At 63.4% G+C, this 12,783-nt stretch carries 8 protein-coding genes and 1 pseudogene; 2 read left to right on the top strand and 7 right to left on the bottom strand.

Going from position 1 to position 12,783, the window contains the following annotated elements; genetic code table 11:
• Nucleotides 1-11 precede the first annotated feature (11 nt).
• Nucleotides 12-701, top strand: a complete 690-nt coding sequence (locus B2D37_RS12890; protein WP_079203064.1) for a lipopolysaccharide kinase InaA family protein — start codon at nt 12-14, stop codon at nt 699-701.
• Nucleotides 698-928 carry a hypothetical protein gene (locus tag B2D37_RS12885; protein WP_079203063.1) on the top strand — a complete coding sequence of 77 codons (231 nt, stop codon included), beginning with the start codon at nt 698-700 and terminating at the stop codon, nt 926-928. Before B2D37_RS12890 ends, B2D37_RS12885 begins: the two co-directional genes overlap by 4 nt.
• A 172-nt stretch (nt 929-1,100) precedes the next feature.
• On the opposite strand, the gene B2D37_RS12880 is transcribed toward B2D37_RS12885, so the two are convergent.
• The 7 genes and pseudogenes from B2D37_RS12880 to B2D37_RS12850 all read right to left on the bottom strand — a co-directional run bounded on the left by B2D37_RS12880 (nt 1,101) and on the right by B2D37_RS12850 (nt 12,615).
• Nucleotides 1,101-4,160, bottom strand: coding sequence for a multidrug efflux RND transporter permease subunit (locus B2D37_RS12880; protein ID WP_079203062.1), 3,060 nt, complete (start codon nt 4,158-4,160; stop codon nt 1,101-1,103).
• Nucleotides 4,161-4,188: 28 nt separating this feature from the next.
• Nucleotides 4,189-5,334, bottom strand: a complete 1,146-nt coding sequence (locus B2D37_RS12875; protein ID WP_079203061.1) for an efflux RND transporter periplasmic adaptor subunit — start codon at nt 5,332-5,334, stop codon at nt 4,189-4,191.
• Between the two features lie 307 nt (nt 5,335-5,641).
• A complete protein-coding gene (locus tag B2D37_RS12870; RefSeq protein WP_079203060.1) occupies nt 5,642-7,270 on the bottom strand; it encodes a methyl-accepting chemotaxis protein in 1,629 nt (542 codons plus the stop codon).
• Between the two features lie 176 nt (nt 7,271-7,446).
• Nucleotides 7,447-8,556, bottom strand: a complete 1,110-nt coding sequence (locus tag B2D37_RS12865) for a DUF1513 domain-containing protein (RefSeq protein WP_079204977.1) — start codon at nt 8,554-8,556, stop codon at nt 7,447-7,449.
• A 12-nt stretch (nt 8,557-8,568) separates the two neighbouring features.
• Nucleotides 8,569-9,629, bottom strand: a pseudogene (locus B2D37_RS12860) (imelysin family protein).
• Nucleotides 9,630-9,726: 97 nt separating this feature from the next.
• Entirely contained in the window at nt 9,727-11,139 is a 1,413-nt protein-coding gene (locus B2D37_RS12855) for a di-heme oxidoredictase family protein (protein ID WP_079203059.1), read from the bottom strand.
• Nucleotides 11,140-11,289: 150 nt separating this feature from the next.
• Nucleotides 11,290-12,615, bottom strand: a complete 1,326-nt coding sequence (locus B2D37_RS12850) for an imelysin family protein (RefSeq protein WP_079203058.1) — start codon at nt 12,613-12,615, stop codon at nt 11,290-11,292.
• Nucleotides 12,616-12,783: the final 168 nt, after the last annotated feature.

Here is a 12,783-nt window from a genome sequence, read left to right as displayed (position 1 = left end):
AGGCGGATGAAATGACGGCAGCGATGGGCTTCGAACAATGGTGGCAACGGCAGGGTGAGTGGGTCGAAGAGCCGAATCATCGGCGCGGCGGCCAGAGCGGCGTACAGCGTCTGCGTCAGGACGACGGTCAGATGCTCTATGCCAAGCGCCAGGTGGGGCATATCTACCGCAGTCTGCGTTACCCCTTAGGTCGGCCCACAGTGCTGCGTGAGCGCGATGCCTTGTTGGCCCTGCCGCGAATTGGGGTCAAGGTGGCGAGCCTGCTCTATTGCGACGTGCGGCGCGATGCCGCCGGGCTCTGGCGTGGTTTGCTGGTGTCGGAAGAGCTTAAAGGCTTTCAGGAGATCAATCATTGGTATGCCGGCGGTGGCCGTGAGCGTTTCGGCGTCGCGGTGAATGAGCAATTACTGAAACAAGTGGCCGGTATGCTGGCGCGGTTTCACCGGGCGGGCTGGCAGCATGGTTCTCTCTATCAAAAGCATCTGTTTGTGCGAGTCGAGCAGGTGGGCGAGCGTATCGAAATTGAAACGGCCTTGTTGGACCTGGAAAAAAGCCGGCGGCGTATCACCAAGTGGCAGGCCGCCCGTCACGACATGCTGCAGCTTCAGCGCCATTCGTCGTGGAGTGCTGGTGATTGGGAACGATTGGTCTACCTTTACCAGCAAGCGTTTGGCAGCGCTATCAAGGGGTTGCGATTATGAAGTTAGAAGTTGCTAGAGGAGTTTTTCTGATTGCCGCGCTGGGTGTGGCCTCATTGGCCGCAGCCGCCTGGCATGAGCCGGGTCCGGTCATGCTGGGTAACGCCAGTAGCTCGGAGCACTGCCCGCTGCCACGCAAAGCCAGCGCAGCGATGCAACAACTTGCTCCAGATAAGGATTTGCTGCTGTTCATGTTCAGCCTGTCGCAGAGCCTGTCCGGCCATAAATGAGCGAACGGCCTGTCTGACAAACCCTGCTGCGCTGCCAATGCCGTGCACTTGCCTCAAGTGCACGGCATTGGCTTTTCTGATGACTTGCCCTGGCTCAGCCCCTCAAGCGTTTTGTCGTCATTCCTGGGGCGGCCCACTAGCCTGCTGACCAAAGCCAAGGTTATCTGCCTGGTCAAGACTCAGTTACGGCTGTCGGTGTCGGCGCGGGCTCGGCGTCCGGCTTGGCCAGCAGGCTGTAGACGCAGGGCAGCACGAACAGGGTGAACAGGGTGCCCACCGACATGCCGGTGGCGATTACCAGGCCGATATCGAAACGGCTCACCGCGCCGGCGCCGGTGGCGAGGATCAGCGGCACCATGCCGAAGACCATGGCGGCGGTGGTCATCAGCACCGGGCGCAGGCGGATCGATGCGGCTTCCTCGACCGCTGCGCGGCGCGACAAGCCTTTCTCGCGGCGCAGCTGATTGGCGAACTCGACGATCAGGATGCCGTGTTTGGTGATCAGGCCAATCAGCGTGACCAGCCCGACCTGGGTGTAGATGTTCATGCTGGACAGGCCGAGGAATAGCGGAATCAGCGCGCCACAGATCGACAGCGGCACGGTCACCAGAATCACCAGCGGATCGCGGAAGCTCTCGAACTGCGCGGCCAGGACCAGGAAGATCAACGCCAGCGCCAGGCCGAAGGTCTGGTACAGCGCGCTGCCTTCCTGCACGAACTGGCGCGAGGCACCGGCGTAGTCGAAGGCGTAGCCTTGCGGCGCCTCCTCCTCGGCGATCTGCCGCAGGCTGTCGATGGCTTCGCCCATGCTGACAATCGGCACGCCCTGGATGATCGCCGAGTTGAGCTGCTGGAACTGATTCAGCTGAGTCGGTCGGGCGCGGTCGCTGACCGTGATCAGGGTCGACAGGGGCAGCATCGCGCCGCTCTTGCTCCTCACGTAATAACTGCCGAGCCAGCCCGGATTGTCGCGGTAGGCACGTTCGACCTGGGCGATCACCTTGTAGCTGCGACCGTCGATGGTGAAGCGGTTGATCTCGCCCTCGCCGAGCAGGCTGGCCAGGGTCAAGCCGAGGTCCTGCATCGACACGTCCATCTGCGCGGCTTTCTGGCGGTCGATCTCGACCACCACTTCCGGCTTGTCGAAGGCCAGGTCGACGTCGAGGAAGGCGAACTTGCCCGACTCCAGCGCGCGCTGCTTGATCTTCTCGGTCACCTGCAGCAGCGACTCGTAGTCGTTGGGCGTGTTGATCACGAACTGGAAGGGCAGGCCCTGGCCGGTGCCGGGCAGGGAGGGCAGGTTGAAGCCGAAAATCTGCAGGCCGGGTATCTGCGCCAGGCGCCCCTGTACTTCGGGGAGCAACTCCATCTGGGTGCGTTCGCGATCGCTCCAGGGGGTCAGCAAGAAACCGCCAATGCCTGATTGCACACCATTGAAGCCGTTGATCTGGAACGACGAGTAGTACTCGGGAAACTCCTTGAAGATCGCCACGAACTCATCGGTGTACTTGTTCAGGTACTCGATGTTGGTCGGTTGTGGGGCGTTGGCGATCATGAAAATGATGCCCTGGTCTTCCTCCGGGGCCAGTTCGCTCTTGGTGAAGTTGAGCAGCACGGGGATCAGCGCCATGACGATGAGGGCGAACACCACCACCACCGGCCGCGTCTCCAGGGTGCCGTGCAGGGCGCGTTGGTAGCGGCGCTTGAGTGTGTCGAACAGCCGGTCGAGGCGGTGCGCCAGCCCTGAGGGGTTCTCGTCGTGGCGCAGCAGCTTGGCACACATCATCGGCGACAGGGTCAGGGCGACGATGCCGGAGATGATCACGGCGCCGGCCAGGGTCAGGGCGAACTCCTTGAACAGCGCACCGGTGAGGCCTTCGAGGAAGCCGATCGGCGCATAGACCGCGGCCAAGGTGATGGTCATCGACACCACCGGCACGGCGATCTCGCGTGCACCTTCGATGGCCGCATCGAACGGCGTCTTGCCCTCTTCGATATGCCGGTGGATGTTTTCCACCACGACGATGGCGTCGTCCACCACCAGACCGATGGCCAGCACCATGGCCAGCAACGTCAACAAGTTGATCGAGTAGCCCATCAGCTGCATGAAGAACAGCACGCCGATCATCGACAGCGGGATGGTGATCACCGGGATCAGTACCGAACGTAGCGCCCCGAGGAACAGGAACACCACCACGATGACGATCAGCACCGCCTCGAACAGGGTTTTCACCACCTCGTCGATCGAGGCCTGGATAAACAGCGTGGCGTCGTAGGCGATGGAGACCTTGAGGTTGGGCGGCAGCTGGGCTTCCAGCTCCGGCATGAGCTTGCGCACTTCCCTGATCACGTCCAGCGGGTTGGCGCCCGGCGTGCCCTTGACGCCGATATACACCGAAGGAATGCCATCGAACGAACTGACCGAGTCGTAGTTCTCCGCGCCCATCTCCACCCGTGCCACGTCGCGCAGCAGCACCCGGCTGTCACCGACGGTCTTCAGTGGAATGGCGGCGAAGGCATCGACGGATTTCAGGTCGGTTTCGGCGTTGATGCTGGTGACTACATACTCGCCTTTCACTTCGCCGGCAGCGGCGAGGAAGTTGTAATCGCGCACGGCGTCGTTGACGTCGCTGGCGGTGATGCCATAGGCCGCCAGTTTCATCGGGTCGAGCCACAGGCGCATGGCGAACACCTGATTGCCGAGGATTTCCGCCTCGGCCATGCCGGGCAGGGTGGCCAGCTTGGGCTGGATGACCCGGGACAGGTAGTCGGTGATCTGCGGGTTGGACAGCTGCTCGCTGTAGAAGCTGATGTACATCAGCGCCGAGGCGTCGGCGGCCTCCTTGGACAGCACCGGGTCTTCGGCATCCTGCGGTAGCTGGTTCTTCACCTCGTTGGCCTTGGCCAGCAGTTCGGTGAACAAACGGTCGCTGTCGGCACCGATGCGCGCATAGATCGAGACGATCGACACGTTCTGCCGACTGACCGAAGTCATGTAGTCGATGCCATCGGCGCTGGCCAGGCTCTGTTGCAGCGGCTGGGTGATGTAGCCCTGGATGGTTTCGGCGTTGGCCCCGGGGTAGGCGGTGGTCACTGTGATCAGGGCGTTTTCCAGCTGCGGGTACTGACGGATGGTCAGTTTGCTGAACGCCTGCAGGCCGAGCAGGATGATCAGCAGGCTGACCACGGTTGCCAGCACCGGCCGACGGATGAAGGGATCGGTAAAAGCCATAGGTAAGTTCCTTTACGCCAGCGTCGGCTTACTGTTCGGCGCTGGGCTGGCTGGGCGCATTGGCCGGGTCTTCGGCGAGCGAGACCTGGGCACCGTTATCCAGCTTGAGCTGCCCGGCGGTGACGACCCGCTCACCGGCTTGCAAACCCTTGATAATCACCACTTGCCCCGCGCGGCGCTCACCGGTTTCGACGAAGCGACGTTCCACGACGAGTTGGGTTTGCCCCTGCGGATCTTTGCCCTCCTGGCCATCCGGGTCTTTTTGCTCTTCGATCACGTAAACCGAGTTGCCGTAGAGGGTGTAGGTGATGGCGGTTTCCGGCACCACGACGCGCTGGCGCTCACCCGGCAGAAGCACCTCCAGGTTGGCGAACATGCCTGGCAGCAGCTTGTCGTCGGGGTTATCCAGCTGGGCGCGTACCTGGACGTTGCGCGTGGTGTCTTCGACCTTGGGATTGATCGCCGCGATCTTGCCCTCGAATACCTCGCCCGGGTAGGCCGTGACGCTGAAGCGCACACGCTCGCCGACGGCCAGTTGCGGCACGAACTGCTCGGGCAGGAAGAAGTCGAGGTAGAGCCTGGACAGGTCCTGCAGGGTGGCGATGGTGGCGCCGGGCGCCAGGTAGTCGCCGAGGTCCACCTGGCGGATGCCGATGGTGCCGGCGAAGGGGGCGAGGATGCGTTTCTTCGCCAGGGTGGCTTGTAACTGGGCGACGCTGGCGTTGGCCTTTTGCAGCTCGGCGGAGAGCGTGTCGAAGGCGCTCTTGGAAATGTTCTGCCGGCTGACCAGGCTGCGTCCGCGCTCGAACTCGACACGGGCCAGGCCTCTTTCGGCTTTTGCGGTCGCCAGGATGGCCTGCTCGACATCGCTGTCCATCTGCAGCAGTGGCTGATCGCGTTCGATTTTTTCACCGGAGCTGAACAGTATTTCGTGGACGATGCCGCCGACTTCCACGGTCAGGTCGATGCCCTGGAAGGCCTTTAGCGTGCCGATGGCCGGCAAGCGGCTCTGCCACGGACGTTCCACGGCCTGTTCGGCGGCCACGCTGATAGCCGGTTGCGGCTGCGAGAACTGTTGGACCTGCTGGTAAATGGACCAGCCTTTGTAGGCGGCGAGGGCGAGCACCACGAGGGCTACGACGCCCAGCATGATAAGCATGCGGCGGAGCAACATATTCCGGTTCCTTGGCAAGACAAGTGGGGGCCTGGGAATAGGCAAGGAAAGCACCTTAGTACCCCGCCCGAAGCAAGTCAAAGCGGCGCTTTGCGAGAAGTTTCCTAGCACTATTTTGCGGCTGAAAGGCATGCTCAGCCAGTGGGCTGGGGCTTGTGTGTCGGCGCTTTGGCGCAGGTTCGAGGCGATTGCTCGGGCGGGGCTGTACCCTGCGCGCAGAGCGCTGCGCAAGAGCCGCGAGCGACTATGGAGGGGGCGCTGGATACGCTGGGGAACTGCCCCCGTCAGCGGGGGCAGTGGCTGGGCGTTACGCGCTCAGGCGACGGGTGACTTCGCTGAGTTGCCCGGACAGCTCGTTGAGGTTCTGGCTGGCAGCTTCGGTGCGCTGGACATTTTCCTGGTTGGTGGTAGCGATTGAGGTGATCTCGGTGAGGTTGCGCGAAATGTCTTCGGCTACCGAGGTCTGCTCTTCGGCGGCCGTGGCGATCTGCCGATTCATGTCGCGGATCGCTTCCACCGCCTGGGTGATGCGCTGCAGCATGACGCCGGCCTCGGTCACCTGTTCGACGCCTTCGTCACTGCGGCTCTGGCCACTCTCGATGGCGCGCACGGCATTTACCGCGCCGGTCTGCACCGTGTCGATGATCTGGTGAATCTCGGCGGTGGATTCGGCGGTGCGCTGGGCCAGGGTGCGTACTTCATCGGCGACCACGGCGAAGCCACGGCCGGCCTCGCCTGCACGAGCGGCCTCGATGGCGGCGTTGAGGGCCAGCAGGTTGGTCTGGTCGGCAATCCCGCGGATCACTTCGAGTACCTTGCCGATACGGCCGCTGTCAGTTTCCAGGCGACGGAGCACTTCGGCGGTGTTGACGATCTCGCCGCGCATCGCGGTGATAGAGCTGATGGTCGACTGCATGACTTGTCCGCCCTGCTGTGCGGAACGGTCGGCGTCGTCCGCCGCGCTCGCGGCTTCGGCGGCATGGCGTGCGACTTCCTGGGCGGTGGCGGACATTTCGTGCATGGCGGTGGCGACCTGGTCGGTGCGCGAGAATTGGTCGCGGGTGCCTTGGGCCATCAGGGTGGCGATGGTGTTCAGGTCGCCGCTGGCGTTGTCCAGGTTGGCGGTGCTGCGCTGCAGGCGGGCGAAGGTGTCGGCGAGAAAATCGCGCAAGGTGTTGGCGGCCACGGCCAAGTGGCCGAGCTCGTCGTGACGGCTGCTATCGACCTGCTGGCCGAAGTTGCCGTGGCTGAGCTGGGTAATGTGCTCGATCAGCTCGCGAATCGGGTTGATCAGGCTGCGGTTGACCAGCCACAGGCTGAACAAACCGACCGCCAGGCTGGACAGCAGCATGACCGCAAAACCGATTTGCAGGGTGCGATCGGCCGCGACACTGATCGTCGCCGACTGGACCAGGCCTTGTTCGCCGAGTTGTTGTACCAATGCGCTCATCTGCTCGCTGGCTGCCCGGTCGATACCTTTGACCGCTGCATCGCCCACGGTCGGGTCGGCACCCGCCGCGACAAAGGCGTTATAGCCCTGGTGGTACGCACGACCCATGCTCTGGTGTTCGTTGCGCAGTTGCTCGACCTGGCGATTCAGTCCGGCGATCTGTTGGCGGTCGGCGACCTCAAGCAGTTGCCCCAGCACAGCCTGAACCGTGCGTTCCTGGGCCTGGAAGCGTTCCCAGTATTTATCCCGGTCGGTCGGGTTTTTGCCACGCAGCAGGACGTTCTTCCACTCCTGAACCTGGGTTTTGAATTCAACGTTGGCACTGTCCACCAGCCGGGAGGCGTGCAGCGGTCCGTTGATCAGGCCGCGGTAAGCGTCGATGCCATTGGAGAGGAAGCTGAAGCTGGCCAGTGCGACCAACAGAACCAGCAGCAGGCTGCTACCCAGGAGGGTAAGAATCTGCGCGCGTAGTGAATTTTTTAACATGCTCTATGCCTCGTCGTAGCGAAGGAAGTCAGAGTCCGGGCCGCCAGGTTATCGAGGCGTTGTGACTTCCATGTGAGGCAAAGCGGCGCGGGGGTACTGTTAGCCGGGGTTGTCGGCGCTGCGCCGCTATTCTTGAGCGCTAATCGGGCCTGAGTTTAGAAGGGGCGCTAGCGCTGCTAGACCAAACGTAGATGGTTATCCCAAAGGCCCGCCGGCAGTTGCAGCGGCTGAGTCAGAATGCGCTCGCCGCGACAATCGTAGCGGCGACAGCGGCCAATCCCCGCGCTGACCACGAACCCTTCGGCCACCGCGCCGACGCCGGCGCAATCGGCTAGTGCTGCATCCAGGCGCAGTTCGGCACTGTCCAGGTCCCAGATGAATACCCGGTTGCCACGCGGCGCGGTCAGTGCCAGCAGGCGCAGCTCGCTGTTGATTGCCACGCTGGCGGTGTACTGGTTCATCACCAGACGTTGCGCCTCGGCCAGGGGGAAGGGCTGGAAGGCTTGGCCGGGGCGCTTGATCGCCAGCAGTGACGCCGCATCGCCGGCTTCGCCCATGTATTGCTGGCCGCTGACCACAGTGCCGTCGCTGGCAACCGCCAGGTGGCGCACGCTGTTCATGCGTTCGGGGAGCTGCTCTTTGCTGAGCAATGTGCCGTCGCGCTGGAGCAGGACCAGGCTGGACTCCATGGTGTCGAGGTTCATTTCCACCCGGCTGTCGGCTTCGGTGCGGATACCGCCGTTAGCCACCACCAGGGTTTCACCATCGGCCAGCCAGAGCAGCTGGTGCGGACCCAGGCCGTGGCTCGGCAGCTCATTGCTGCGCTGCAGCCGCTGGCCATCCAGACGATAGACGCCAATCACCCCGCGGCCGGGATCGCTGGTGTCGTTCTCGGTGGTGTACAGCCACTCACCGTCTTTGTGAAATAGCGCATGGCCGAAGAAGTGCCGTTGTGCCGGAGTGTGCAGGGTTTGCAGCAGGCGGCCGTCGCGGGTATCGATCAGGTAGCTCTGGGTGCTGGGTCTGCGGCCGACGAACAGCGCCAGCGGCCGACTGGGGTGGGGCACCACATCGTGACAGCGTTCGCTGACCTGGGTGGCGAATACCTGGCTGCCGTCCAGGCGATAGCCCACTGCATAGTGTTTGCCGGCGGCATCGTTGCGCGCCGACAGCAGCAGAGGTTGTGCGCCGTTGTCGCTCAGGGTCCAGCCAGCAAAAGCCCCGGCAACCGCTGCGGTGGCGGCCAGGGTCGCGCCAGTCAGGCCGAGAAAGGCTCTGCGCTTCACCAGTGGCATCTCTTAGTCGCCATCGTGGGAGTTGAAGCCCATCTGGATGCTGAGGGCTTTCGCCAGCTCGGTTTCATGCAGGCGGTGCAAGGCATTGAGGCTGTCGTACAGCGCGTTCAGCTCGCTGCGACCGGCCGGGTCGGCGAGCAGCTCGCCGAGTGGACGTTGCAAGGCGGCAAGGCGTTGGCGAGTATCGCTGTAGGCGGTGTCGATGCGTTGTTGCAGGGCTGCCTGATCACTGCTCAGCAGGGCTTGCACGCCGTCCTGCTCGGCACCACGCCAGATGCGTTCGGCGCTGGCCAGGCCGGCCGCCAGGTTGGCCAGGCTGGCCTTGCTGCGCCACGCCTCGGCCTGATACGGCTGCGGCTGGCCTTTGCTCTGTCGACCGAGTGGGGTGCCGAGTTTCTTTTTCAGACCGTCGAGGGCGTTGACCTGGGTGCGCAGCAACTCGGCGACGGCCTCGGCAGGCTCGGCGTAGCGCTCGTTGGGGAAGGCTTGCAGCTGCGCGGCCATCCCGTCCTTGGCTTGCCAGCGATCGAGTACGTCGGTTGCCAGGGCTTGCTGGTGCTGACCGATGGCGACTAACAGTGGCAGTAACGGGCCTTCTGCTCGGCATTGCCGAGGTCGATGGCCGCGTCGTACACCAGGTATTCGTAAGCAGTCAGGCCTTGTACCACCACGCTGGATTTATCCAGGTCGGCGGGCGTCAGCTCTGGTTTGTTCTTGAGCAGTGCTTCGACCTGGCGCGCCACCAGATTCTTCTTGTCCGGCCAGAACTGTACCTGCCAGGCCCGGTTGCCCTCGGCCAGCGGGCCGATCAGCAGCGGCTGCAGGCTGGCCCAGGCGCTTTGCGCGGTGAGGAAGGCCTGGCGTGCATCGCTGAGGTTTTGCTGGTCGGCGCAGAAGGCCTGGCCGCTGCTGGCCAGCTGCCGGTTGGCCTCGGTCCAGGTGCTGTAGGCCGGCAGCAGTACGCCGTTGGTCAGGGCGCTGCTGACGCTCTGCTGCGGATCAGCGGGTGAACAGGCGGTGAGTGTCAGGCTCAGCAAGGCGAGGGTGAGGGGGGAACGGATCATGCACAGCTCCTTAGTGAGTGTTTACACATTACTGCGCTTGGCCCGGCTGCGTTGAAATCAGCCTGGCCATCGCTCGCTACTTTGGTAAACACGCTCTCTATAGCGAATTCAAGAAAGCCAGCAGCGCGGCACGCTGCTGGGCTGAAAAAGTCAGTACTTCCTGCTTGGCCGCTTCGGCTTCGCCGCCGTGCCAGGCAATCGCCTCAAGCAGGTTGCGCGCACGGCCGTCGTGGAGGAACTGAGTATGGCCGCTGACCCTTTCGGTGAGGCCTATGCCCCATAGCGGCGGAGTGCGCCATTCTTGACCGGTGGCGAGGAACTCGCTGCGGTTATCCGCCAAACCCTCGCCCATGTCGTGGAGCAGCAGGTCGGTATAGGGACGAATCAGCTGGTTGGCCAGCTCCGGCTCGGCGGCATCGCTGGCGGTGGTGAATTGTGGGCTGTGGCAGCGCTGGCAACCAGCCTGGTGGAACAGGCTCTTGCCCGCGAGTACCGCCGGCGCAGCGACATCGCGCCGCGCCGGCACGCCCAGGTTGCGGCTGTAGAACAGCACGCTGGCGAGAATGCTGTCGGTGACTTCGGGCGTGCCACCGTGGGCGGCGTTGCGGCAGTCGTTTTGCTTGCTGCTGCAGTTGTCCTGGGTGGTCAGCGAGCTGGTCAGGCCCATGTCGTTGGCGAAGGCCTCGGCGTTTTGCTGATTCAGGCTGGGTTGCCCGGCTTTCCAGCCGAAACGGCCCAGCACCGTGCGCTGCTGCGCCCGATCCCAGACTCGGTTGGCGCGCCCGGAGATGCCGTCGCCATTGCTGTCGTCCGGGTCGGCATTGGCCAGGATAGCCGCGTCGGGGATGGCTTCGAGCAGTCCCAGGCCGATCATCGGCGGGGCGATGCGGGCGGAGAGCCGGGTGTCCGCATGCAGCGGGCCATAACCGAGCTGACTGATGTCCAGTTGCGGATGGCGCAACTCAACCGCGCTGCCATCGGCCAAGTACAGGTTGTGCAGGCTGTAGCTGACCCGCACTTTGCCCTCGGGGGCGACGCCGGGGTTAGCCATGTCTTGCAGTTGGCCGCCGTAGGTCGGTTCGGCAAGCACGCCCAGGCGCTTGATGATGTCGGCGTGCTCGTTTCCCGTGGGTAGCGATAGGCGCACCAGCATGGAGGCGGCGCTAATGGCATCCGGTGCGGGCGGGTGGCCACGGCCGTCCTTGATGTGGCAGTTCTGGCAGGCGTTGGTGTTGAACAGCGGGCCCAGGCCGTCGCGCGCGGTGGTGGTGGCCGGGGAAGTCACCCAGGGATTGCGGAAAAAGCTGTTGCCGACGCTGAAGTCCAGGCGGCGTGAGGGTGGCAGATTGGCCGAGGGCAGGGAGAAGGCATTGTGGTCGTGCTTGAACACGGTGGCAGTGCCGGCCGACAGCGCTTCCCCTGGCTCGGCCTGGGTGAAACGGGGTGACTGATCACAGCCTGCCAGGGCGAGGAGAAGGCCCAGTAGCAGGTGAGGGAGCGGGGCACGCATCGACGGGAGTCCACGGCAGGAAAGTCAGGCGGGCAAGCTTAGCAGGCTGACTGAGTTTAAATAAGACGGATTTGCGTTAGCGTTGGAGGTGAAAAGTCGCAGGCAGAACAACCTGGGTGATCGTGCGATCGCCCAGGTTGTCAGGCGGACTTAGAAGCTGTGGTCGGCGGTGTCCGGGTTGAGGTCGCCGAGGCCCAGCTTGCCCGCGACCTGTTCGATCGCGTCGGTCTGTTTGACCAGGGCGGTGATGGCAGCGCGCACGATCTGCTGGCCTGCGGTGTTGTCGGCAGCGATCAGTTGGTCAAAATGCTGGTCGTTGTTGGCGCTGTCGACCAGGGCCTGCAACTTGGCTTCAGTCGCTGCGAGGTCGGCCTTGAGCGTGCTGTCGGCCTGGACGTCGACCTTGGCCACCAGCGCGGACAGGCTCGGGCCGGTCAGGGTCGTGCCGTCGGCCTTGAGGTATTCGCCCAGGTAAACGTTACGAATGCCTTTGCCATCGTAGAAATGCGAGTTGTGGGTGTTGTCGCTGAAGCAGTCTTGCTCGTCTTCGGTGGAGTTGGCTTCCAGGGCGACCTTCATGCGCTCACCTGCCAGCTCGCCAAGGGACAGGCTACCCATGCCGAAGAGCATCTTGCGCAGGCCGTTCTCGGCCGGTTCGGCTCGCAGGCTGGCGCGGTAGTTGTCCGTCACGCCGGCCTGCCATTGGCCGACCATCTCGTCCAGGTCGCTGACCAGTAGATCGCTGGCGGCCTTGATGAAGGCGCGACGGCGTTCGTTGTTGCCGCCAGTGGCACCGTCGCCGACCACGAAGTCTGTGGCTGGACGCGCGCCGGCACCCGGGTTGCTGCCATTCAGATCCTGGCCCCAGAGCATGAATTCGATAGCGTGGTAGCCGGTGGCGACGTTAGCTTCGGAGCCACCTAGCTCATTCAGGCTGGCGAGCAGTTGCGGCGTGATCGTCGTCACGTCGAGCATGTCTTCGCCAACCTGGAGTTGCGTGTTGGCGATGATATTGGCAGTGGCGCCAGGATTGCCCAGGGCCGACTGGTAGTCGGCTGCCACATAATCGATCAGGCCTTCGTCCAACGGCCAGGCATTGAGTTGGCCTTCCCAGTCGTCGACCACGGCATTGCCAAAGCGAAAGACTTCCGACTGCATGTAGGGCACCCGCGCAGCCAGCCAGGCTGCGCGGGCGGCTTGCAGGGTGGCGTCAGTCGGGTTGGCGAGCAGCGCGTCGATCGCGCTCTGCAGCGCCTTGCCGGTGCTGGCGGCGTCGCTGAATACAGCCAGAGCCAGGTCGGCATAGTGGGCGACCACGGCGCTGGCAGCGGCTTCGTCGATGTGGTTGGTCGCGGCTACCGGGGCGCTGGCGACAGGTGCTGGGGTTTGGCTGACAGGTGCCTTGTCTTCGCCGCAGCCAGCGAGGGAAATAGCGATGGCCAGCAAGCTGGCGGAAGCCAGGGGCATACGAATCATGGTGAAATCCTTTGCATGGAAATGAGAGCTATACGCAAATGCGTACGCAAAGCTGCAGCATAATGCGAAAGATTTGCATTTTGCGCAAAGGGTTACTGCGATTAAATCGCATAAACTCGTGCGCCGGATCTCCGTCTCAGCAGATCGATGCCGCTAGAATGCCAGCAT

The sequence above is a fragment of the Pseudomonas sp. CC6-YY-74 genome (genome assembly GCF_002025205.1).
In the GTDB taxonomy this organism is placed as follows: domain Bacteria; phylum Pseudomonadota; class Gammaproteobacteria; order Pseudomonadales; family Pseudomonadaceae; genus Aquipseudomonas; species Aquipseudomonas paeninsulae.
The sequence above is the reverse complement of the archived record's forward strand: the minus strand, read 5'-3'. Positions and strand labels throughout refer to the sequence as shown.

Excerpts from the sequence above, each read along its gene's own strand:
- B2D37_RS12890 (WP_079203064.1), top strand. The coding sequence starts at position 12 with ATGACGGCAGCGATGGGCTTCGAACAATGGTGGCAACGGCAGGGTGAG.
- B2D37_RS12885 (WP_079203063.1), top strand. The coding sequence starts at position 698 with ATGAAGTTAGAAGTTGCTAGAGGAGTTTTTCTGATTGCCGCGCTGGGT.
- B2D37_RS12880 (WP_079203062.1), bottom strand. The coding sequence starts at position 4,160 with ATGGCTTTTACCGATCCCTTCATCCGTCGGCCGGTGCTGGCAACCGTG.
- B2D37_RS12875 (WP_079203061.1), bottom strand. The coding sequence starts at position 5,334 with ATGTTGCTCCGCCGCATGCTTATCATGCTGGGCGTCGTAGCCCTCGTG.
- B2D37_RS12870 (WP_079203060.1), bottom strand. The coding sequence starts at position 7,270 with ATGTTAAAAAATTCACTACGCGCGCAGATTCTTACCCTCCTGGGTAGC.
- B2D37_RS12855 (WP_079203059.1), bottom strand. The coding sequence starts at position 11,139 with ATGCGTGCCCCGCTCCCTCACCTGCTACTGGGCCTTCTCCTCGCCCTG.
- B2D37_RS12850 (WP_079203058.1), bottom strand. The coding sequence starts at position 12,615 with ATGATTCGTATGCCCCTGGCTTCCGCCAGCTTGCTGGCCATCGCTATT.